Origin of the sequence: Nesterenkonia rhizosphaerae (assembly GCF_039544555.1) — a bacterium.
Taxonomy (GTDB): domain Bacteria; phylum Actinomycetota; class Actinomycetes; order Actinomycetales; family Micrococcaceae; genus Nesterenkonia; species Nesterenkonia rhizosphaerae.
In genome coordinates, this window is the sequence record NZ_BAABLW010000007.1 from 1,171,593 (window position 1) to 1,193,144 (window position 21,552).

A 21,552-nucleotide genomic window follows, 5' to 3' on the forward strand; every position below is an offset into this window, starting at 1 on the left:
GTCGTCCCATGGCTGATCGGTTCGTATACCAATTCGTAGCAGTTCCGGCCTTCGTCCTGTCCGGCTTCAAGGGCAGTAAGGCTCCGAATGCTCAGGCGTTCCGCTGGGAGGAAAGGATGACGGCGGCACGTGCCGCAACGGAAGACCAGGCTGCCTACCTACGTCGTCGTCGGTTCGTCATCTACGAAATGTCCTGCGAGCTGTTCGGTTACGTGATGCTGCTGTGCATTCCGTCCGTGGGACTCCTCGTGCTGTTGAGCCAAGTCGGTCGTGAGAGTGCCAGCGCCACTATTGTCCTACTGGGACTCCTGGGAGCCCTTTCGTTTTCCGTGGGAATGATCTTCACATTCGCCTTGAAGCTGTGGTTGTCTGAGCGTGATGTAAAACGTCTGCAGACTATGAATGACGCGAGCAAGGAACAGTACCGGATTTCACGATTCTCCGAGCCCAGCAACTGGGATTTTGCGTGGTCGATGTTGCCAGCAGTAGCTATTTTCGGGCTCACACTACTGGGCGTTACGAGCTAGGGATAGACTATGTTGAACCACAACATTACAAACTTGATGTCAGTTGTGGTGTTACACGCCTTTGCACCAGTGACACGTGGGAACACCATTCAGGAAGCGCTATCTGCTGATCGTCGAGCCATTGTAGAGCCTACCGTTGATGGTGTTGTTACTGAGGACACCTTGGAGAGGCGCAGGGAGGTTATCTTCGTTCATATAGTGGGTCCATTTTTCTTGATGGCCGCAACACTAGTTCTCGTGCTCTTCATGAACGTCGTTCTGTGGATGGTCGGATCCGCAGGGGTGCCGCCTCCGTACCCACTTCAAATCTTCGCGGGTGCCATTCTGTCTGTCGGCGGCTTATCGATCGGCTTAGTATCTGTGCTATTGATAAAGCCAACTGCGGCATGGACACAGAAGCAACGCTTTGCGCGGATGAAACCAGCCCAGCAAAGCCATTACCGTCCAAGCCGCCTGAGTCATCCGAGTAACTGGGACTTACTGCTAGCTCTTCCGGTCTGCTATCTCGTGGTCTCGCTTTCCTCCGGCTTGTGGCCATGGATTTGAGGGCGGGCGACGGGAAGCCCACCCAGCAGGCCATCACGAGGCTGGGCGGGCGCAACTCGTGCTGAAGTCAAGACGGGAAAGCTACCTTCATACGAAGCTCGCTCTACGCCTGATGTTCATGCTTCCGTTCGCGGGCATGTCCAAGGATCAGCGCATCGCTGAGGCAGAGCGCTCCGTTGATGTCAACCGCAGCACACCTGAAGAGCGATATGACACGACGATGGCCTTCACGCTGGGACTTGGCTTTCCTATGGCAGTAGGTGTCGTCGCAATGATCATTATTGGTTATACAACCCACGACTATGTTCTGATAATCAAGGCAACAATCGGATCACACATATTCTTCGTGTTGTGGATTATATTGCTATTGCCTCGCACTTTTGCGATCGAGATCGATCGACATCGCTGGCGTCGACTGCAACGCGAAGGACGGATTGGGGAATACGCCCCTGGCAGGGCGGCCCGAATGGCGATACCGCGAGACCACGATGTCATCGTGCCCCTTATAACCACAATTGCGCTGACTGCGTTCATTCTCACCTCAGGAATGGTCGAGGAATTCGTCATCTGGATGGACAACCAGTGAATTGCACTGAGCGCCATTGACACCGAACCCCGGAGCCGCGTCGCCGCATACTAATCACCCGTGCACATGGGATCACTCACTGCTGAGCTTCGCGCCCTCGCAGCGTGCGGTGTGAGGCGGTCAATGTTCGCCACGGGGAGTTCCCCGGAGGAGTGTGAGTGATGCGGGTTGGGTTGAAGGTTCGGGTGAATGCCGTTGGCGGAATCGTGGCGACAAGCAGGGTGCTCACGTATTGGCTGGTCGTCGCCATTTGCTTCATGACGATGATGTCTCAAGGGGTGCTACTGCTGGTACGCCAGAGCGCAGGCCAGGGGCTGGAGGTGCACCGGGTGGTGCTGTTCTTCCTCAGCCTGGGGCTTCTTGTCTTCACGCTGTGCTTCTTCCGCGTTATACGCTTGGAGACCCCGGTCGGTGGCGTGTGGCCGGCGGTGGCATGGGAGTCACGCCGGCTGGGCTCCTTCAATCAAGACGTTGCGGAGTTCGTCCCGGAGGACGTGGTGGAGATCCGCGTCCGCAGGAGCCAGTTCTTAGCGCCAGCGGCGCATCTGATCGTGCAGGGGCACCGGCCAATGTTTCTCGCCCGCGTGCGAAGCCATGAGGATAAGAGTCTCAGCACCATCGCTGAGGCGCTGGGCACCAGTGTCCGCCTCAGCAGCAGGTCAACGGTGCCGACACGGTACGCCGGGGGATAGGCACGAGGTTACTGCGGCCGCAGTGCCGCTTATGACCCTGTCTTCTCTCACCGTTGCAGCAACCGATATCGTCATCGAGCTGCCCAGTTCCCCAAACCAGAGCATCCTGTTTCTGATCAGCGTCGTGTTTCCGGTCAGCATCTTTATTCTCATTGCTGTGATCACCATTGCGGTAGTTGGCGGCACTGGTCGACCGGTTCTCGGGCTGGTTCTGGGTGGCATCTTCGGTGCGGTCACTGCAGGCACGATGCTGATTCTGCTCGGGAGTACGCTCGCACCTTCTATAGTGCGGGAACAGCAGGAGTTCTCCGCCCAGGTGAGTGAACAGCTTTCATCTCATGACATCGCCCTAGCCAGAGAGAACTCCAGCGGTACAGGGTATGTGCGTAGTGACGCTCATGGGCTGGTTTCCACGATCTCCGGCGCTCAGGTGCCGAGCGTCCAGGAAGTGCCCGTGTGGATGGGCGAGGATCTGCATCGCGATGCCGAGTTCCGCTTCTCGTTCCACGATGAGGATGATGATGTCATCGTGTTGCGGATTGCACTCGGCGAAGAGGGCTGATGCGCAAATGCAGGCACTGCGGCCGCAGTTGTCGCCATGACCCTGTCTTTTCTCACTATTGCAGCAGCGGACATCACGATGGAGCTACCTGTTCCACCCGTCCCTGAGACTTTCTGGGTACTCACTCTGGGCCTCGTCGCCTTCGCTCTCATCATCCTCCCGGGGCTCTACTACTTGCTAGCGCTCGATTCTGAGACTGATACCCGATCAAAAGTGATCATGGGAATTTCCATCATGCTGGGGCTGACTCTAGGCATGGTCTTATGGGTTGCGGAGGTTCACACGCGGGGCGTGACACCGGATGATCGCCGAGCTTACAGAGAGTACGTCGAGCAGGTAGACCGGGAACTCGTACAGCATGATGTGACGCTCGCAGTCGAGGACATCGGGGGCAGGCCCCACAGGCCCGCGAGGGAACGCGAGTACATGGACATCATCAGGCCTGCCAGCGGGAAGCAACTACGTACGCCCGTTTCTCAGGTGCTTCCCCTTTGGGTGGGAGACGACTTTCACCCAGCGGCGCGGCTGACATTGTCCCAGCACCCCGCTGATGAGGAGATCATTCGCCTGAAGATCGTCCTGCCATGAGTAATAGCAACTGCTGACTTTCGGACTGCGGCCGCAGTAGGAGTCATGGTGGACTATTCAATCTCCCGAAACGACCGTGGCACGACTCTCACGGTGTACTTCTCCAACGGCCCTCTGGTGTTCTCACCGGATCATCCTCACACCGATGAAGCAGTCGAACTCCTCTTGGGTTCCGCGCAGCACATGCCGAGCATCGAAGAGGATCTGCGTACCATGCACGATCTGACATCCGCGATTGCCCTGCGCTTGCGCGAGGTCTCCACACGGTTCTCGCTCATTGGAGGGCAACTGTGCTTCGACGGTGACGTCATTGACAAGCCACTGACGCGCATCATCCTGGATCGTCTCCATGCCGGGGATGAGTCATGGGAGGCATACGCCCGCTTCATGATTCACCTGGCCCAGAACCCCTCCCAGCAGGCCCGGAAGGCACTATTCCGCTGGATTAGTGATCGCAAGCTCACCCTTACTCGTGATGGTCTGATCGTCGCCTATAAGGGTGTCAACGATGAGGGACTCAGCTACCGCGCAGGCAAGGGCATAGTCCACCGACAGGTGGATGGCGCACTGATCACCGAGCAATACACCCAGTCGCAACTTCCCAATGATGTAGGCACCTGGGTGGAGTTCCCCCGCTCCGAGGTTGACGCTGACCCCACTAACCATTGCGGTGTCGGCCTACACGTGGGCAGCCGCGAGTTCGCGGAGGGCTTCGGCTCACGGCTGCTGACAGTGCTGGTCAACCCCACCGCAGTCGTCATGGTTCCCCACGACAGCAACGGCCAGAAGATGCGGGTTTGGCAGTACTACGTCACCGATATTGAACCGGCCTCAGCCTCAGCGACATCCACAGTGGACGCTCCAGTGGCATTCAGCCCGGATGAGGATCAGGACTGCTACGCATGGCACAGCTGAGCATCGAACCCGGCGACCGACTGCAATTCGACGGCAAGCGCACCGGCTGGCTAGTCCGCGCGGTGACCAAAGACGGACGCTACGCGCTGGCTACCGCCTCAATATTCGGCCAGGCCGTCTACACCATCATCGATGAGTTCGCCGGCATCCGCGGTGCCATGAACATCATCGGCGGAGGACTGGGGATCCTCACCACTGAAGGCCCAGACCCCGCAGTCGACGAGGCGATCGCTGACCTTGAATCCGGTAACTGGGAGATCAGCCACCGCAACAATCTCCCGCTGGACATCACCGGTCACAAGAAGGGAGCACCGGCATGAACACGAGCGCGCCTCTTCACCGACTGCGTGAGTCCGATGTGAAGTACTGCGAAAACCGCGACAACGGTGGGGATGCAGGCCTACTCAGCGCCTTCACCCGCGACACCGACAACCACGTCATGCATGTGCTGCACGACGTCGGCCTCAACCGGCACCTTCATTTCCGTCCCGCCGAGGGGGCGAGGTTCCACTGGTTCGACCTGATCACCTGGACCGGTGGCCTCACCATCACTGGCGACATGGGCACCTACACTTTCCGCCGCATCGACGACATGTTCGAGTTCTTCACCAGGCGGGTCAATTCCAGCTACTGGGCAGAGAAGCTGCAGAACGGCACCACTGGCGGCGGGGACGAGGTACGCAAGCACGATGCTGACACCTTCAAGCTATGGCTACTGCAGACCTTCTGGCACTGGTCCCGAGACCACGAGGACACCTCAGAGGTCACCGCAGCCTGGCAGAGCATCCGCGAGGCGATCCTCGACACCTACGCATTCCTGAACATGGAGAGCCGCGATGACTGCATCACCGCACTCCAGGAGCACAGCGGTCCCGCAGCCGATCACTACACGGACTGCTGGGAAGCCGACTGGACCAAGTACGACTACCACTTCGAGTGGTGCTTGGCAGCCATCCTCACCGGCATCCGCACCTACAAGGAATGGAAGGTCGCTGCATGAGCCAGTACGCCAAAGACACACAAGTTCCCGCTGAGCGATCCCGCGGTGAGATTGAGAAGACCCTGGAGCGCTATGGAGCCGACGGGTTCGCCTACGCCTCCACACGGGAGAAGGCAATGATCGAGTTTCAGGCTGGTGGCCGCCGCGTGCGCTTTGTACTAGACCTGCCTCAGCTCGCCGATTTCACCCGGACTCCCACTGGCCGCAGCCGGACAAAAGCAGCTGCAGAAACTGAGCAGGCCAAGGCGGTCCGTCAGCGCTGGCGCGCCCTGGCCCTCCTAGTGAAAGCCAAGCTTGAGGCAGTGGAGTCCGGCATCGTGAGTTTCGAGACCGAGTTCATGCCTCACACTCTGCTGCCCTCGGGCCGAACCGTCGCTGAGGAGATCCAGCCCCAGATCGAGCAGGCGTACACCTCCGGAGCTGTGGCGCCGCTGCAGATCGAATCAGGCTTCTAAGCCTCACATCAGAAAGAGCATCATGGCTAAGAACCTCTCCTGCTTCGGCGCCTTCGTCCTGGTCGCAGCCGCGGCACTAGGTCTTCTCCTCGTCCTGGACCCGCTGGCGGCGCACCGCGCATACGTCGTGTTCACCGTGATGTGGTTTCCGGTCCTGCTGCTGGTGGTCGTGGCCGGCCTCGGTCTGCTGGCAGGTTCAGTCGCCAACCACCACGGTTTCAGCACTGCGGGAGTCATCGGCGGTGCCGCCCTCTTCATCGGGGTGCTACTGCTGCGCGGCTGGAACGCCTCGACCTTCTACGCCGACCTGCCCCAGGAGCTGGAAGACCAGGCGAGCTTCAGTGAACGCGCACCCTACACCGTGGCCGACAGGTCCGCTGACTCCGCCACCAGCGGCATCAACGGGGACCGCCGATCGACCAAGTACCTAGCGGAGGCCAACACCTACACGCCCCCTGTGACGGGCCGAGGATTCATCACCCCCGGCTACTTGGCGGTCATCGAGCAGGAGTTCGACCTGGACGGAAGAGCCACCACCAGTCAGTGCCGCTTCAGCGAGGATGCTCAGCGCTGGGTGGGAGGACTCCTTCACCACTCGCTGGAGCGCGCGGTGGCACGGAAGTCCAGGACCGCGATGTTCTCCGCCTCCGATGCCTGGACCTACTGCGAGGACGACAAGCCCTATGTGGTGATGCCCCTGACGCGGTACTCAGGCATACTCAACCTCCATCACGTTCCTGCCGGCGTTGCGATCTATGACGGCCACACCGGGGAGGTGGAGATCCGCGAGGACGTGAAGTCCGGAGAGCTTCCTGGCCCGGTCATCAGCCAGTCCTACGCCGAGCGAATCGAGGCGGCGATGGGCTACCGGGACCGTACCGGGTTCATCTCGGTAATGCTGGGTCAGACAGGCTTTGAGACAGCCGGGGGAGAAGAGGGCGATCCCAACAGTGAGAACCCCGGGAACCACCAGCTCGCCTACGTCGGCGGCGGTATGGCGCACGTGACGCCGCTGACGCGAGTCTCGACCTCCACCGCGGTGGAGCGGCTGCTGACGGTGGATGCCGGAGAAGTCGCAGCGGGCGAGCACCCCACGGTGAGCCTGCGGGTGCTGGATCCGGCGCGTGAGTCCAATGCGGTGATGGAGCAGAACATTCGCTCCCAGTTCGATCAGGTCAACTGGGCCTCAGGACTGACCGTCCAGGAGATCACCCCAGGTCCCGATGGCGCCTGGGTCGCCAGCATTGGCCAGCGCACCAACGTCGCCTACCGGGTCACCCTGGACACCGAGGACCAGTGGCACATTGAGGATCTACGCACAACGAATGTGATCGGCAAGGACGAGGACACTGAAAGTGAGCCACGCCGTCCGGCAGGGCGGGGTCTCCCGGAGGTTGATGAGCTCACTGATGAGCAGCTGGCCGACTTAGGACAACTGGTCATTGAAGAACTCTCCCGGCGAGGGACCCGGCGATGAGGGCACTGGCAGGAGGCTTGATCATCCTGGGCGCCTGCGTCGTGGTGGGCCTGATCCTCATCATCGTCTGGCACGGCATGAAAGATCGGGACCCCACCCCGGCCTCAACCAAACGCCGACGGCTCATTAAAGACAGGGCGCGAGAGCTGGCACAGCAGCATGCTCTCGGCCACGGCGGCGAGCTGAACCTGCAAGAGCTGGGCGCAATGAACGCCGCTGAGCACCAGCTTCTAGTGGACACGTATCGGAGACACAGCGAGCACGTCTTCGCCGCACAGCAGCGCGCGGAGGCCACCACGGAGCAGCTGGAGAGCCTACGGCGCCGTCAGCACGCCACGAGAGACGCTCTTCGTGAGCTGCGTGGACTGTGAGGCTGAGCTGCGGCCGCAGTACCGACTATGAGTTCACAGATCATCACGGACCCCACTGTTCGACTCGACCTGGACACAGACCAGGACCAGGCCAGGACCGTGTCCAGGCCTCAGTCCAACCAGCGTATGTCTGAGCAGAACCCAGTGGTGCCCCCGGACAGACAGGACTCATCCGAGGGCACCGAGGAGGTGGATCACAAGATGCGGACATCCAGCGACCGCCAGAAGCCTACACCAGTCCAGGCCCCCGCTTCGGTCAGCCACCGCATCAATCCGGACTCCCGGGCCTTCATCCTGGCGATCACCATTGGAGTGATCATCGCGGGACTGGTCGCCTTCGCGATCTCCTTTGTCGCTCTCATGGAGGTCGCCGCGTGGCTCGGCCTGCCCTGGTGGATGCACTGGGCGGTGCCGACCTTCATCGACCTGGCCATCCTCGTCTATGCCGGTTCAGTCCTCATCCATCGCGCCCGCGGTGAATCGATCTGGAAATCCTGGATGATGCTGGCCATTTTCACCTGCCTCTCCATCGTCGCCAACGTCTCCCACGCCCTCTCCTACCCGCAGGACGTCCAATGGCAGTCCATCGTCGGTGCCACCATTGCTGGCATGGTCCCGTTCGCAGTCTTCGCCGCCACCGAGCAGCTTGCCTCCGTGGCCGTGGAGGATCCGAACTCGCGGTATCGAGACATGCGACGCCAGCAGGAGATGGTTCTGCGCCGGGAGAAGCTGGAATCTGAGCGGGAGGAGCGAGAACACCAGCAGGCCATGGAGCAGCAGGAGCGCCAGATGCGTCGAGAGGAGCACCACGCCAAGCTGGAGGTCGCGCGGGTGAAGCATGAGTTGACCATCAACGCTATGCGTGAGGGTCTCATTACGGACCCCGCACAGCTGTCTCAGCTCACCCAGCCTGCTCCCGAGCCTGAGCCTGTTCAGCGACAGAATCCTGCCCCCATGGATGAGGTCGCAGAGTTCATCAGCTCCCGCACCAAACAGGGACTGGACACCACCAAGCACGACATCGCCCATCACTTCGGGTGCGTAGAGAAGACCGGCTATCGCCGCCTGGTGGCATTACGAGACCAGCGCCCGGAGATCTTCCTCACCCAGGCCTAGAACAAGCCACCAGGCTAATAATCCAGCAGGCCCCATGAGATAGGCAGCCTCACCTGAGGTCGCTCATGGGGCCTGCACCGTCTCACGCCTCAAGCACCGGGTTCTACACTTGCCGGCATGACCCAGGAGCAGGACCAGATCGTGCAGATCATTCATCAGGAGATGGTGGCTGCACATAAGGAGAACTTCGGCAGTATCGATGCTGACACCCGCCGCTACCTCAAAGGCTTAGCCCAGGCCATCACCCACCGGATGGGGTTCACGTTCCGGGAGGCAGCCCGGGCCGAGGACCGCCCCGACACACTGATGGAAACTCCTGTCGAGGGATTGTGGGCCAAAGAGCGGGAAGACCCCGCGTTCACTCGGCGGCGGTGGCAGCGCATGCAGGCAATCACCACGACTTTCAGGCCCGTGGGTGAATACCGCTGAGGACCATCACGGCTCAGACGGTCTCTCCCCTGGGTGACGCGGGAGCACTAGCAATCCCCAGGTGACCCGGGGGCGCTGCTTGTCCCTCAGGTGTCAACTGAGGCAGCCGCGAGCATGTGCCGCGGGACGATGTCCTCCTCAACGCAGACACTGCGGCCGCAATCATCGGTGTACCGACCGGCGCCGGACCTGAAAGGCACACTGTGACACCAGCAGGACGCGGTATTTTCATCACCTTTGAAGGCCCAGATGGAGCGGGCAAAACCACCCAGCTCAACGCCCTCGCCACCCGACTTCGGAAAACCCGGCAATCCAACGGCGACCTCCTGCAGGTGGTCACCACTCGCGAGCCAGGCGGAACGCAGACCGGCAAGCGCATCCGCTCACTCCTATTGGACTCATCCGATGCCCGGATTGGGCCTCAAGCAGAGCTGCTGCTCTTTGCCGCCGACCGCGCCAACCATGTAGATGAGGTCATCCGACCCGCCCTCGACCAGGGACACTGGGTGCTCTGCGACCGCTTCGAGGACTCCACCCGGGCCTATCAGGGAGCTGGCCGCAGTCTCCCCAGCGACGTCGTAGATAGTGCGTGTCGCCTGGGTGCCCAGGGCATGACACCCGACCTGACCCTACTTTTGGATGTACCACCAGAGGTCTCCGCCCATCGACGCAATAACCGTGGCGGTGAGGACCGTATGGAGAGCGCAGGTACTGAGTTCCATGAAAGCGTTCGCCAAGAGTTCCTCCAACTGGCGGCCTCCAACCCCCAGCGCTTTCTCGTGCTAGACGGCACCCGCCACCCCACCGAAATCCACCACCAAGTGTGGATCCACCTCGCTTCCCAGTTTCTGTCCCCGGACACTGACCACCTGGACCTCGGCTAAGAAGGATCGCCCATGACAACCGCTCAGGAACGCCCCAAGTACCGGGTTATCACCGAGGAGAAGGACAGGGAAGCCGCAGCTATCGGCACAGTGGTTCGTTCAGCCAGCGGCACCATCGCCTGCCGCTACGACCAGGAACGCTGCGTCCTACTGGGATCCCGACAGCCAGTGGAATGGGGATTCCTCTCCCTGCCCCTGACCGTACTGTGGGACCCCGAAGACCAGGGAGCGGCCGCAGTGTGAGGTGACACCCCACCCCAGCACAGAGGAGCACCCCATGTCGGCTCACAGCACGAGCAACACTCTAGAGACCACTGAGGCTGAGGACCGGCGCATCGCCAGGAACATTGCGGCATCGTTGCGCCGCCTCTTCCCCTACCGCAGGTTTCTCTACACCAACCCTGATGAACGAGAAGCATCCATCTGGGTGCGCGAGGGCTGGATCGATGTAGCCTACCGAGGTCCAGGCCTCTATGAGGCACGCCTGGAACGCCATAAGGTCACAGCTGACACCGCACGGAAAGCCGTCGAAGCAGTCCTGGAAGCACAAAAGACAGCGGATGAGTCATTGGCGCACTAGCTCGGTAAAGGACGAGCGCATATGAACAATCCCCACCTCCTGGCTCGGTTGCGAGACCACGCGGGCTGACAAGGCGACAGTGCGGCCGCAGTAGCCGGTGCAACCACGACGCACCAAGGAGAATCCATGCAGGCCACCGCCACCGTCACCACCGAGACCACCCTCGACACCGAACGAATGGGGGTCGCCCCGGATGAAGGGGGAGTGCTGGCCGAAATCCTCTCCAGCCTCTACACCAATCATCATGAGGCCGCACTGCGGGAGTACACCGCCAACGGCATCGACGCACACGTGGAGGCAGGGACCACACGTCCAGTCGAGGTATACCTGCCCACCCACCTGAACCCGCAGTTGAGGATCGTCGATCACGGCATCGGCATGACCCCAGAAGTCGCCCGGCAGCGCTTCGCCACCTACGTCTCTTCCTCTAAACGCTCCACCAATAGCGCCATCGGGCATTACGGCATTGGCTCCAAGTCGGGCTTCGCCATTGCCGATGTGATCACCGTTGAGACAACCAGGGACGGGGTCGCAACCCGGCTGGTGGCGATCATGAAAGACGATGGCCCACACATCGCCGAATTCACCACCGAGGAAACGACAGCACCCTCTGGTACCACGGTGACACTGCCCGCTGACCCCAGCGTGGACTGGGACCGCCTGGCTGAACGTGCACTGTGCTTCACCGGTGGAGCCGTCAAAGTCAACGGCAAGACCCCTGAAGATCCCCGCTCACCCCTGCCCGAGGGCGGGTACGCCGTGGTGAGCCGACTCATCAAGGACACCTTCGACGGCAACCGCGTCATCATGGGGCGGATGTCATACGCCATCCCCGATGGGGTCAACACAATACTGACCAAGCACTTGACACCCGGTTTCGCCGTCGAGGTCCCCATGAGTCTCGTGCGAATCTCCCCGACACGTGAATCCATCATTGACTCCACCACCAACGCCGAGGCGCTGCTGGAGTACATTAAAAGCAACTGGCTGGATGAAGCAGAGCAGAGGTTCCTCGGCGAGAATCCCTGGCAGACCCTTTACAACGTCATGAGTCACCGTCACCCTGGCACGGCAATGCCCACCAGTGTGTGGAAGCACATCGCGGAACTCATGATAGACACCGCGTACCGCAGCCGCCGCTACGCTGCCACGACCATAGACAGCGACTCCAAGCGGAAGAGACTGGGTTCCGTGTCGAGTCCCGGGTCCGCAGTCGATAGAATCAGGCGCACGTCACTGGATCGGCTGGCCTTCGTGGAGCACACCAGCACGTCCTCACCCAAAGTACGCCGCTGGCTCTGGGACCACAGCGATTTCACGTCTGGTGCTCAAGAACCAGCTCTCCTGGTAGCCGCTCCCGTCAGTGATCTTCCGACCATTGCTGCTGCCGGGTTCCCTGTGCTGAGCGCAGAGCAGCTTAGCTCCTACCAGCCGGTGCGTTCCCTGCCTCGGAATGCCAGTACGGCGCGTGAGGTTCACTACCGGGTCCTGGACCTCGGCGGTTCCGAGCACGTGTACACCCCCGAGACGATCCGAGAAAAGTACAGTTCCATCACGATTATCCAGGCGGACTCCGGCGGGGGCGTCCGGTCAACGTATAAGACTGCGCTGAGGACGGTGCATGGAACCTCCTTAGCCGTGGTGATGCTATCCCCACAGCACAGCAGCAAGGCGGCGCAGTCACGTATCGGACTACCCATCGTGTCACTGCGTGAAGCGCTCACTGGCTACATCGGATTGCTGGAGAAGCCCCTTACCGCTTTAGAGTCCGCTGTGCTGAAGGCCTGGTCTCACTATGACGGACATGCTCCACGAGACTTCAAGAGGCTCCCATGGTCAGTGGAACGTGCCGCCAACGAGATCCAGAAACTCGCAGAAGAGGTTCACAAAACCGGCGAGAGCTTCAAGCTGGCAGTATCTGCAGACTTTGAGAAGTCCAGGAAGCTGGCCAAGAAGGTGCTCTCGGGTTCGACGATGGCATCGGTGACCAAGAAGGTTGCTGAGTCGGGTTTGGACCCGGAAACGTGGTTGACCTCGTACCGCATCCTGAATCGGACAAGTAATTCTGCTGTCTGGCCGGAGAAAGTTGAGCGACTGCGCGGCGCTCTCAGCTCAGGTCTGGCACCTGCTGATAGGGCCGCGGTCATTGCCGGGTTCCTCCTGAGCTGGAGCCTGGAGGACGCATCGTGAGCATCAATATGACACCACAGCAGAAGGCCGACATCGCAGGCGCGGGGATCCTCATCCTCACCCTAACCAAGGCTGAGAGCTGGGCTCAGGCGCTGACAGCTCTGCGCAACCCGAAGATGGCGCAGACGGTCTTGAAGCGCTTTGAAGCACCTGACATCCCCGTCGCCCTGGAGGATCTTGAGTCCTGGGGGCCACTGCTGGAGCATCAGCGCCGCGCCCCCGTCAAGGTCGCCGTCGCGGTGTGTGCCGAGTGCGGGAACTGGGTGCTCTACGACCAGTCCTCGTCCAAGGCAATGGACAAGAAAACCTGCTTCCTCCGTAACGGGTGCCCAGGGAAGTACCTGAAGCCCACCCGGTACACGATCAAGCCGAAGGTTCTAGCTGATGAGTGAGCAGACTGCACCCAGTACGCCCCTGGGGTGGTGCCTGGCTGGCCAGCACGACCCACAGCCTGACCCTGACAGCGGCGCAGAGGCGCAACGTGGACCCTGTCCCATCACCACTGGCAGTGTGGGGCCGTGCTCGTGCCCGTGCCACCAGGGGGACACCACAGCTCGCGGCTTCCTGCCGAAGGGTGAATCCTCCGCGGACTAGGCCTCGTGCGCCGACCTGCGATGTCGCGGCCGCAGTAGAGGACATGCAGACCATGAGCATCACCCGTTATCCCCGGGAGCTTCGCGAGCTCGACCACTTTCTCGCCGCTGCCTATGCGAGCACCGAGAACTTGAACCAGCGGATCATCGTGGTGGACCCGGAAATCACTGAACCAACACTGCTACTGCGCCCGCGCACCGCCAAGGTCAAGCGCTCAAACGTGCTCGCCCTGGTAGTGCCCTCCCTGCGATCCCTCACCCTGCCCATAGTCCGCAGCGTCACCGGAGTCGACACTACCTACACCGCAGTGCGCACATGGCCGCAAGCAGAACGATTCCGGGCAGCAATGCAGCCTCACCGCTACCCAGAAGCAATCCGGAAGTTCACCAACAGCGGCACGCCAGTGTTCGGCGAGGGTTTCGTCGATAAGGACCACTGATGGCACGCATGGTCCGCGGAGTCCCCATCCCCACCGGAAAAGAGGTCTCCTACTCAGGGCGAATATTCGTCTCCGGGCTGGAGGCACGATGGGCGTTGCTCCTGGATCTCCTTGGAGTGAACTGGGACTTCGAACCCTCTCACTATCAGCTAGCCGATAAGCTCTGGTACAAGCCCGACTTCTATCTTCCAGAACTGCACATCTGGCTGGAAGTCAAAGGTGTCCCGTTCTTTCGCCGCTCAGATGCACTGCGAAAAGCCGTGCTCTCCGTGGCCGGCCAGAACCCCCTGCCACAGCGCGAACACCCCTATGAGGAGTCACGGTTCGTGCTCATCGGGGGAGAAGTCAAACCACCAAAGGATGGCTGCACCCCCATGCACACCATGCTGATCCGCACTAAAGACCCCAACGTCGCAGCCACCGCTCACACGATCTTCGCGCGCACAGATGAGGGCTGGATGCTGCAGCGCGTCACCGACGCGATCATGCACTTCGACGCCCGAAAAGTCACTCGATCCCATGCCACCGATGAGGTCGGCAACCACCTGCTGAAGCCCCCACAGGCACGCCAACCCCCGGACCCCATTGTGGACTTCGCCTATCGGACCGCAGCGCGCATTCCGATCGTCAACAACCGATTCGACGTGACCAAGCACCGAGACGCCGCCGAGCTGATGATCCGCCGGCGAGCAGGACGACCCCTGCCTCCTCGCTCCTGGCCCAAGAACTACTCGAAAATCTAACCTCACGCGCGACCGCAATGATCAGCATGACACCACACCAGGCAGAGCCAAGAACCTCGTAACCATGTGGATGCAAGCCTGCTTACTCATCGCCCTCGGCGTCCGGGGACTGATCCTGGTGATTCAGTTACTCGCTGACGAGAGATACGATTCCGCCTACTTCATCTTCCCTGCCGTCTTCTTCACCTGCGTCCCAGTAGCCGGCGTTGCTGCTTGGCTCGTATTACTAGCAACGCAGTAGGCCCACGGCGATCCTGAGCAACAGCACCCGGCCACAGGAGGAAGTATGAGCAAAACAGGCGGCGGACGCGGCACCAACCAGCACAAGATCAAAGGCACCTCTCAGGCGAAGATAACTAGCGATGCCGCAGGCAGCGAGTCTTCGGTGGTGCTGGCTGCCAAACCGCAGTACTACGGACAGGACAAGGGTTATTCGGTAGCCACCGATGCAGTGAACGCAGTCCGCAAGAAACTGGACCAAGATCCCGGAGTCAGCGACATCCAGGCCACTGCTCATCCTGAGGACGGCGTGGTCAACGTGACGGCCACACATCACGCCGGCACCAGTGCCAGCGCAGACCTCGAAGTGAGAGCCGACTGGCCCGATGACATGGGTGGACCCCACATCAAGCTCACCACTGCCAGAAGCGACATGGAAGCCCCCGGCTTCACAGAGGAACGCATCCCCCTGACATCGGAATGGACCCGTGCCCTGGATCAGCGGCTAGAGAGCGCACTGAACCCTCCCGCCCCGGAGCCCGCCACAACCCCTGAGCACTCCGGATTCGACGGTGATGACGACGATGAGGATGAGGAGGAATGGGCATGCGGCATGACGTTCGACCACGACCAGGTGATCACATACGAGGACGAAACCATGCGTCAGTGGATGTGCAAGCGCTGCGGCGCCGAAGGCTGGGACGAGTTCGACGAAGCCGAGACACCTGAACCCAGCTAAGACCCAAGGCCCGTCAATCTCAACACGTAACAGGAGGCGCGATGCTCAAGGACAAGCTGACGTATGTACTAATTCCCATGGCCTGGACTTTCGGACTCGGATTTATTGCCGCATATCACCTCTGGGATCTTCTCGGAGCGGTCATTGTCGCTGCTCTTGTGGCACTGGGCACGCTGCTGGGAATGCTGATGTCGTTTCACGCAGGCAAGGCCGTAGCGTACGGGAAGGCCAAGGAGTACAACGAAGACGTGCTGACAGCCCTCGGCATCCCCAAAGACCAGGCCCGGGAGAAGGAACGCGATGTCCAACAGCGATGGGAATCAGCCGGCAAGTCCCTATGACTGTTTCGCACGAGTCTGGGGAGTCAAGCCGATCTAAGGCCCGGCCACAGTCATCACCATGAGTAAAACCGGCGGCGGACGCGGCACCAACCAGCACAAGATCAAAGGCACTTCTCAGGCGAAGAGGGGTGGCGGTACCGCGGGGGAGTCAGCCGTGGAGCTGAGCGGTGACTCAACGAACGACGTCACCGCACCCCTGGCACGGGCAGATCTCGAAGTGGATGAGCTGGCACGCCGGCGCAAGGCGAAGAACGATGAGCGCGCCGCAAGCCAGGCCAAAACTACGCAACTGGCAGCACTGGTGGAGCGTGCCGAGGAGGCGCTGAATCACCGCAGGAAGGTCCTCCACGCGCTGATTGCCCACGACGTCGCTGATCGCATGAAGTCCGATGGGCTGAGCAAGATCATCATCCGCTCCCGACGCCGCGACGGAGACCTAGACCTGAGCTACTACGTGGATGGAGCCGAGGACACCAGCGGCAAGGCCCTCTATGACGATGATTTCGATCCGGAAGAGTACGAGAACGTGCTCTATGACCACTTCAGTGAGCAGGAAATCCTCGACACCTGGGACCAGACACACTCTGAGACCACTGCCGTGATCACCGCCGATGCTCCCCATCCTGACTACCCGACTCGACAGGAAGCAGAGTCCGCCCGAGACAAGCTCCTGACTGATTAGAGCATCTCTCTAGGAGCGCCAAAGAGGACCGCAGGCGAACGGGCTAAATGAGCCCCGAATCTGCGGGATGTGACTAAATTCACAGCATATCGTTTTGTGTTCATAAACGAGTAGAGAACGATACGAGCACTCCACAGAAGAGTTGCTTGGACGTGCTTGTCGGTGGATTTCCCCTGATCAGAGGCCCATCATGAGCATATGAACACGAATCTGAAAGACCCTGCGTACTCCGAGCTGATCAACTTCTATGTCACAAAGTTCACCCCGCTGGTGCGAGCCAGGGAGATGAGCCTGGCCGAGGCCTATGCCAAGAGTTCTCCACCCACCGTCGATCACGCGCAATCGCATGTCATCTCCCAGGCCGTCGTGCTCGCCATTCAGCACCAGACGCAGGTGCTGGAGGACGACCTGCCGGCAGCCATCAACAGGCTTCACTACCTGAGTCCCAATGCCGAGGTCGCCGGCGGAGAGATTTCCAGTTGGATTCGCCGAACCGAGAGGGATGAGGAGATGCAGCGCCGCATCAAAGTCTTTGAGCAGGAGCGAGCAGAAGCCTTGGCCGAACGGCTAGCGATGTACCGCGAGGACAATGGGCGACACCGTCCCCGAAAGCGGGGGTTTATGCGACTGTTCCGGGGTCGGTAGCGGAAGCGGCGGTGCGGCCGCAGTAGGAGCCATGAGTTTCTCCATCGGTGACTATCACCTTGCGGCCCTCGATGTCATCGCACTCCTGGTTCTTGTGGCGCCGCTGGTGCTGAGCCTACTGGCAGTACTGGCGATCACCCAGGTCCTGGCCCTACTGGTATTCCTGAATCTCTACCGGGCCACAGCGGGACGCCACCACATGCCAGCGGGGGAGGGCTGAACTGATGTGGCCTTTCAACACCGCGCCTAAAGCAGCGGTTCTGATGACCGAGTCACGATGGTCCGGAACTCAGGAATGCCCAAGCTTTTCTTTCCGGATCTACATTGACCGCGTACCTGACGATCGACGCAAGCTCGACCTCACGTTCCGCGAGAACCTGATCTTCTCCGGTGCGCCGGTCATCGTTCCACTGGCTGAGGATTTGGTGATGCATGCGGGCCAGATAGCATCAGCATCCCCATCGCAGGAAGTCATCCCGCCGAATCTGCCAGCAACGATCATCGCGCGCGCCCACGGCATTGAGAAGTCATACCCGCATCTATCCCAGGCGGTGATCCTTGGGGACGCAGCCTTCTACAGTCCCGAGGGCCAACCCTCACTAGGTCTGCCGCAGTATCTCATCGACGCTCTGACCGAGCTGACATCGGATGAGGTCCGCGTCGCAGCACTGGCCCAGGAGATTCTCAGCTGATGGCCGCTGCACAACCCCGGGACGTTGGTGTCCCTCTCATCACCATTGGCGCTGGACTCGGCATTGGTGGACTCATGTTCGGCCTACCCGGCATGGTTCTACTGTGGCTCGCACTCCTGCTGGCCGGCATCCAGCACCCCCAACCGCAGTTCAGAGCATCCGAGCGAGACCTGCCTGAGACCGCCGCAGCTCAAGCCAAGCACAAGTTCTATCGAACCTTAGCCGCCAGCCTGGTCTTTCCCACTCGTGGATGGCTCCCTGGCTGGCCACCCCTGTATGCGTTCTTCGCAGCACTGCTGGCTGGTGTAGCCATGTGGCACTGGCCGCAAGGGCACGTCGCGATGGTGGCTGAGCCCATCGACGAGGCCTCCGAAGCCACCCTGTGGCCGCTGTTCTCCCTGCTCAACGGCCTATCCACAGTGGTGATCATCTGGGCACTGGTCTGGGCAAGACGGTGCACCCTCGATCTCAGCGACATTTGCCCCGGCACCCGTGTGAGTGACGCTGTGAAGAAGGCCAAGCGCGCACCACATGCCATCATCGCCCCGGGGGCACTGGGAGCTGTCCTGGGCTTGTTCCTGGCACCGGCGGCATACCCCTATACGAATGTGCCGGGGATCCTCGTCTCTCTGCTGGCTCTCGTCACCGGGGCAATGCTAGGCACATACCCGGCTGCCAGACAACAAGCTCTGGGGAAGTGGCGACAAGTCCTTAATGCGCGCCGTGACTGGGATGAGCGCTTCAGGTCCATGAAGAAGGACCCAGCTCCGCGCTTGACGGATATCGAGGAGCTTGGCGATCCGGAGAACCCTGTGATCGTGCACGACCTCTCCTGCACTTCTGCCAGGGAGAACGCCGAGTCCTTCTTCTTGAAGGAGGACCAAATGGTCGCGGCTCTCGGCGGTGCCGCTGATGCGGCCATCGCTCCGGTGAACCGGCTGGACTCTCAAGGCAATCCGATGCCCGGGACAGTCGACCTGATGCGCTTTAGCGTGATCGAACTGCCCGCCCCGGACCAGGTGCCATCCATCGCCGATTCCTCCACCTCGGATGAGATCGTTGAGGCGCAGCTGCGCGCACTCTTCGCATGGATCACCACCGCGCTCATGCAGCGATGCATGATGACCGACTGGACTGTGATCACCACAGGTGAGCGCCGGGTCATCGCTGTGGACTTCACCGGTGATGCCTCTGCAGTGAAGTCCCAGGCGCCGGCCACCGCTGAACGGCTAGGAGTCGACGCTGTTGTAGATCAGCGCGCCAACGGGCGTAAGGGTCAGCTCTACATCGGTGACTTTGAGAACGCTGAGTATGCCGATGATTCCCCCGTGGACGCGACAGCAATCCAGCAGTTCGCTGACGAGGACATGTGGAACGAGAGATTCTCGGAAATGCTGCGCAAAGATACAGCAGCTCCCACCCCTCAGTGGAGAGTCGCCTCCCAGGAGGAACTGCCCGGGGGTGTCGTCATTCATGAGCTGCCATTCGTCATGCGCAAAGGGTTCACCGTGGAGGATGATTTTTTCCCGCACGAGTCGAAACTGGCCACCGCAATGGACCAGGCGCATTTCGTCTCGCTCTCCGGATACCAGCAGCCCGGTGGAGCGCCAGGAGAACGCTACAAGCAGGCTTTTGTGGTGCGCTGGTCAGATCAGCCGGTGCCCACTGACCCTAAGCGTCTCCCTCCGAACCGCTCAGCAGCCTGCCGCTGGGTCCTACAGCACATCGTCAATCAGGCCTTTTTTCATGCGAAGTTACCGCGTCCAGAGCTGGTTTCCGCCACTCCGCTGACTATCCCGCGGTCGATGCAGCACCTGTGGAGTGCAGACTTTAAGCTGCATGGTGGCATCACGCTGGCCGAAGTCAGGAAGAAGGAGCGCCACCTGCGCTCAGCCATTGGCACGGAGTTCTTGCAGATCGACAAGCACGAAGCTGGACTGACCATCATCTTCGGTGCTGATCCGGATAACCCGACCACACTGCTTCAGACGAAGGCTCGGAAACGGCTTGATGCCCTGAAGTGGGAACGCGTCTTTGCTGACTCCGGGATCACGCCGGAGTCGGGCCTGCTTCCGAGACTGCTGGACTCTCAGCCTGTGGCGGACAACGACAAGATCAATGTCCTCACCTTCTCTCTGCGTGGCACCGGCCTGGCGCTGGAGGCCTTCACCGCCCGGCGCCCAAAACTCTCAGCCAACTCGGGAATGGGTTTTGTGCTGCCACAGCCTGCCGCTTCCGGTAAGCCTGACCAGATCGAGTTGGTGGTCTCCGAGCAGGACCCCATGCCATTCCCCGCACTGCCGGACTATGCCGCCATCGACTCTTCCGAGGCCCTACCCTTCGCTGTGGATATCTATGGTCGGGTCATCGAATACGATCCCAGTGAGACCCCCCATGCTTTGATCGCTGGTACCTCCGGTGGCGGTAAATCCGTCCTGCTCCAGTTCTTGATGTACGGTGCGCTAATTCGCGGCTGGGAAGTGTATATCGCAGACCCCTCCAAGGGTGGTGCTGACTTCTATTTCACCGAGGACCACATTGCCGGCATGACCGGTGATGTCTATGAGGCCGCGGGCATGATGCGACATGTCTACGCTGAGGTCACCAGGCGAAAGGGGCTGATCACCCAGTACAAGGTCTCCAAGCTTTCTGAATTGCCCGGTGACGTCCGTCCGCCGCGCGCCATTATCTTCCTCGATGAGTTCACTTCGCTCATGATGCAGGAAAAGCCGCCGGAGAAGACAGATGACCCAGAGGCCTCGGCTGAACGCGAAGAGATCGTACGGATCAACGCGGAGAAGCAAACAATCGGCTTTCTTGCCGGAAAAATCGCGCGCGAGGCCCGTTCCGCCGAAGTGACCCTGGTGCTGGCGACTCAGAAACTCACGGCCAAGACGCTTGATGCGATCCCAGGGTCATCGGATCTTCGCAGTAACCTGGGGCGTGGGCTTCTTGGAAGTGCCACGCTGGGGGACCGCCAGTCGGCCCTGCGCAACCCGTACGACGCTCCGGACCTCGGCGACTCTATTCCTCCGGGACGCGGGCTCTGGGAGCCCGTGACCTCCCCGATCTCCCAGGCCATCCAGTCCTGGTACGACCCGCGCGGGCAGGGCGGCTTGCGTGAGGAACTCAACCGCCGAGTCAGCCCCTGGCCCGAGGAGGAACGTCCTGACTGGAGGGCGCAGGTGCGTCAATACGATGATTCCCCGGCAGTGCAGGTCATTGATGACACCGATGACGTGGAGCCTATGACTCAAGAGTTGGGTGAGCTGGAGATCGATGACTGGGACTTCGCTGACTGAGCGCCCCTGGTGTGCCCCGGCCAACCAACCTTCCCCAGTGGGATAGCCGGGGCACTAAAACACCTTATCAAGGGGTGCGGCCGCAGTATTTGGTGAGTTGGAAGTTCTCGCCTCACCCTGATGTAAGGTGATAGCCTACAGCTACACATTCAGGCGTATGCAAGTGGACAAAGCAGGCTGACTGTAAATCAGTCGTCATTAGACTTCAGTGGGTTCGAATCCCCTCGCCTGGACTGAT

The 21,552-nt window shown here is 60.7% G+C and carries 28 protein-coding genes and 1 tRNA gene; all 29 read left to right on the forward strand.

The genetic code is table 11. From position 1 onward, the window contains the following. Positions 1-8 precede the first annotated feature (8 nt). On the forward strand, positions 9-527 hold the full coding sequence (locus tag ABEA23_RS11145; protein WP_345478085.1) for a hypothetical protein: 519 nt from the start codon (positions 9-11) through the stop codon (positions 525-527). A 9-nt stretch (positions 528-536) separates the two neighbouring features. Further along, positions 537-1,073 (forward strand): hypothetical protein, encoded by a 537-nt coding sequence (locus tag ABEA23_RS11150; protein WP_345478086.1) that lies wholly within the window; start codon positions 537-539, stop codon positions 1,071-1,073. A gap of 136 nt (positions 1,074-1,209) precedes the next feature. Further along, positions 1,210-1,659, forward strand: a complete 450-nt coding sequence (locus tag ABEA23_RS11155; RefSeq protein ID WP_345478087.1) for a hypothetical protein — start codon at positions 1,210-1,212, stop codon at positions 1,657-1,659. A 257-nt stretch (positions 1,660-1,916) separates the two neighbouring features. Continuing rightward, entirely contained in the window at positions 1,917-2,351 is a 435-nt protein-coding gene (locus ABEA23_RS11160) for a hypothetical protein (protein WP_345478088.1), read from the forward strand. Positions 2,352-2,382: 31 nt separating this feature from the next. Next, complete coding sequence (locus tag ABEA23_RS11165) at positions 2,383-2,913, forward strand: hypothetical protein (protein WP_345478089.1); 531 nt, start codon at positions 2,383-2,385, stop codon at positions 2,911-2,913. Positions 2,914-2,949: 36 nt separating this feature from the next. Further along, positions 2,950-3,501, forward strand: coding sequence for a hypothetical protein (locus tag ABEA23_RS11170; protein WP_345478090.1), 552 nt, complete (start codon positions 2,950-2,952; stop codon positions 3,499-3,501). 45 nt (positions 3,502-3,546) lie between these two features. Continuing rightward, positions 3,547-4,416, forward strand: coding sequence for a hypothetical protein (locus tag ABEA23_RS11175; RefSeq protein WP_345478092.1), 870 nt, complete (start codon positions 3,547-3,549; stop codon positions 4,414-4,416). Beyond that, the gene (locus ABEA23_RS11180; protein WP_345478093.1) at positions 4,404-4,736 is read left to right on the forward strand and encodes a hypothetical protein; all 333 of its coding nucleotides are present in this window, start codon (positions 4,404-4,406) and stop codon (positions 4,734-4,736) included. The genes ABEA23_RS11175 and ABEA23_RS11180 overlap by 13 nt, the downstream gene beginning before the upstream one ends. After that, positions 4,733-5,416 carry a hypothetical protein gene (locus ABEA23_RS11185; protein ID WP_345478094.1) on the forward strand — a complete coding sequence of 228 codons (684 nt, stop codon included), beginning with the start codon at positions 4,733-4,735 and terminating at the stop codon, positions 5,414-5,416. The genes ABEA23_RS11180 and ABEA23_RS11185 overlap by 4 nt, the downstream gene beginning before the upstream one ends. Further along, the gene (locus ABEA23_RS11190) at positions 5,413-5,871 is read left to right on the forward strand and encodes a hypothetical protein (protein WP_345478095.1); all 459 of its coding nucleotides are present in this window, start codon (positions 5,413-5,415) and stop codon (positions 5,869-5,871) included. Before ABEA23_RS11185 ends, ABEA23_RS11190 begins: the two co-directional genes overlap by 4 nt. A 22-nt stretch (positions 5,872-5,893) precedes the next feature. After that, on the forward strand, positions 5,894-7,348 hold the full coding sequence (locus ABEA23_RS11195) for a hypothetical protein (RefSeq protein ID WP_345478096.1): 1,455 nt from the start codon (positions 5,894-5,896) through the stop codon (positions 7,346-7,348). Beyond that, positions 7,345-7,719, forward strand: a complete 375-nt coding sequence (locus ABEA23_RS11200) for a hypothetical protein (protein WP_345478097.1) — start codon at positions 7,345-7,347, stop codon at positions 7,717-7,719. Before ABEA23_RS11195 ends, ABEA23_RS11200 begins: the two co-directional genes overlap by 4 nt. 27 nt (positions 7,720-7,746) lie before the next feature. Further along, positions 7,747-8,835 carry a DUF2637 domain-containing protein gene (locus ABEA23_RS11205; RefSeq protein ID WP_345478098.1) on the forward strand — a complete coding sequence of 363 codons (1,089 nt, stop codon included), beginning with the start codon at positions 7,747-7,749 and terminating at the stop codon, positions 8,833-8,835. Between the two features lie 117 nt (positions 8,836-8,952). Further along, positions 8,953-9,264 (forward strand): hypothetical protein, encoded by a 312-nt coding sequence (locus ABEA23_RS11210; protein ID WP_345478099.1) that lies wholly within the window; start codon positions 8,953-8,955, stop codon positions 9,262-9,264. 203 nt (positions 9,265-9,467) lie between these two features. Continuing rightward, entirely contained in the window at positions 9,468-10,148 is a 681-nt protein-coding gene (tmk, locus tag ABEA23_RS11215; protein ID WP_345478100.1) for a dTMP kinase, read from the forward strand. A gap of 12 nt (positions 10,149-10,160) precedes the next feature. Beyond that, complete coding sequence (locus ABEA23_RS11220) at positions 10,161-10,391, forward strand: hypothetical protein (RefSeq protein WP_345478101.1); 231 nt, start codon at positions 10,161-10,163, stop codon at positions 10,389-10,391. A 34-nt stretch (positions 10,392-10,425) separates the two neighbouring features. Continuing rightward, entirely contained in the window at positions 10,426-10,728 is a 303-nt protein-coding gene (locus ABEA23_RS11225; RefSeq protein WP_345478102.1) for a hypothetical protein, read from the forward strand. 126 nt (positions 10,729-10,854) lie between these two features. Then, positions 10,855-12,918 (forward strand): ATP-binding protein, encoded by a 2,064-nt coding sequence (locus ABEA23_RS11230; protein WP_345478103.1) that lies wholly within the window; start codon positions 10,855-10,857, stop codon positions 12,916-12,918. Continuing rightward, a complete protein-coding gene (locus ABEA23_RS11235) occupies positions 12,915-13,310 on the forward strand; it encodes a hypothetical protein (protein ID WP_345478104.1) in 396 nt (131 codons plus the stop codon). Before ABEA23_RS11230 ends, ABEA23_RS11235 begins: the two co-directional genes overlap by 4 nt. Positions 13,311-13,564: 254 nt before the next feature. Next, a complete protein-coding gene (locus ABEA23_RS11240) occupies positions 13,565-13,951 on the forward strand; it encodes a hypothetical protein (protein WP_345478105.1) in 387 nt (128 codons plus the stop codon). Then, a complete protein-coding gene (locus ABEA23_RS11245; RefSeq protein WP_345478106.1) occupies positions 13,951-14,694 on the forward strand; it encodes a PDDEXK family nuclease in 744 nt (247 codons plus the stop codon). The genes ABEA23_RS11240 and ABEA23_RS11245 overlap by 1 nt, the downstream gene beginning before the upstream one ends. A gap of 286 nt (positions 14,695-14,980) precedes the next feature. Beyond that, a complete protein-coding gene (locus tag ABEA23_RS11250) occupies positions 14,981-15,652 on the forward strand; it encodes a hypothetical protein (RefSeq protein ID WP_345478107.1) in 672 nt (223 codons plus the stop codon). Positions 15,653-15,693: 41 nt separating this feature from the next. Further along, the gene (locus ABEA23_RS11255) at positions 15,694-15,993 is read left to right on the forward strand and encodes a hypothetical protein (protein ID WP_345478108.1); all 300 of its coding nucleotides are present in this window, start codon (positions 15,694-15,696) and stop codon (positions 15,991-15,993) included. 58 nt (positions 15,994-16,051) lie between these two features. After that, complete coding sequence (locus ABEA23_RS11260) at positions 16,052-16,675, forward strand: hypothetical protein (RefSeq protein WP_345478109.1); 624 nt, start codon at positions 16,052-16,054, stop codon at positions 16,673-16,675. 198 nt (positions 16,676-16,873) lie between these two features. Beyond that, positions 16,874-17,320: a hypothetical protein gene (locus ABEA23_RS11265; RefSeq protein ID WP_345478110.1), complete on the forward strand. Its 447-nt coding sequence runs from the start codon at positions 16,874-16,876 to the stop codon at positions 17,318-17,320. A 31-nt stretch (positions 17,321-17,351) separates the two neighbouring features. Next, on the forward strand, positions 17,352-17,540 hold the full coding sequence (locus ABEA23_RS11270; protein ID WP_345478111.1) for a hypothetical protein: 189 nt from the start codon (positions 17,352-17,354) through the stop codon (positions 17,538-17,540). A 43-nt stretch (positions 17,541-17,583) separates the two neighbouring features. Continuing rightward, positions 17,584-18,012: a hypothetical protein gene (locus ABEA23_RS11275; protein WP_345478112.1), complete on the forward strand. Its 429-nt coding sequence runs from the start codon at positions 17,584-17,586 to the stop codon at positions 18,010-18,012. Then, positions 18,012-21,314, forward strand: a complete 3,303-nt coding sequence (locus ABEA23_RS11280; RefSeq protein ID WP_345478113.1) for an FtsK/SpoIIIE domain-containing protein — start codon at positions 18,012-18,014, stop codon at positions 21,312-21,314. The genes ABEA23_RS11275 and ABEA23_RS11280 overlap by 1 nt, the downstream gene beginning before the upstream one ends. A gap of 149 nt (positions 21,315-21,463) precedes the next feature. Continuing rightward, positions 21,464-21,547, forward strand: a tRNA-Tyr gene (locus ABEA23_RS11285). The last annotated feature ends 5 nt before the right edge of the window (positions 21,548-21,552 follow it).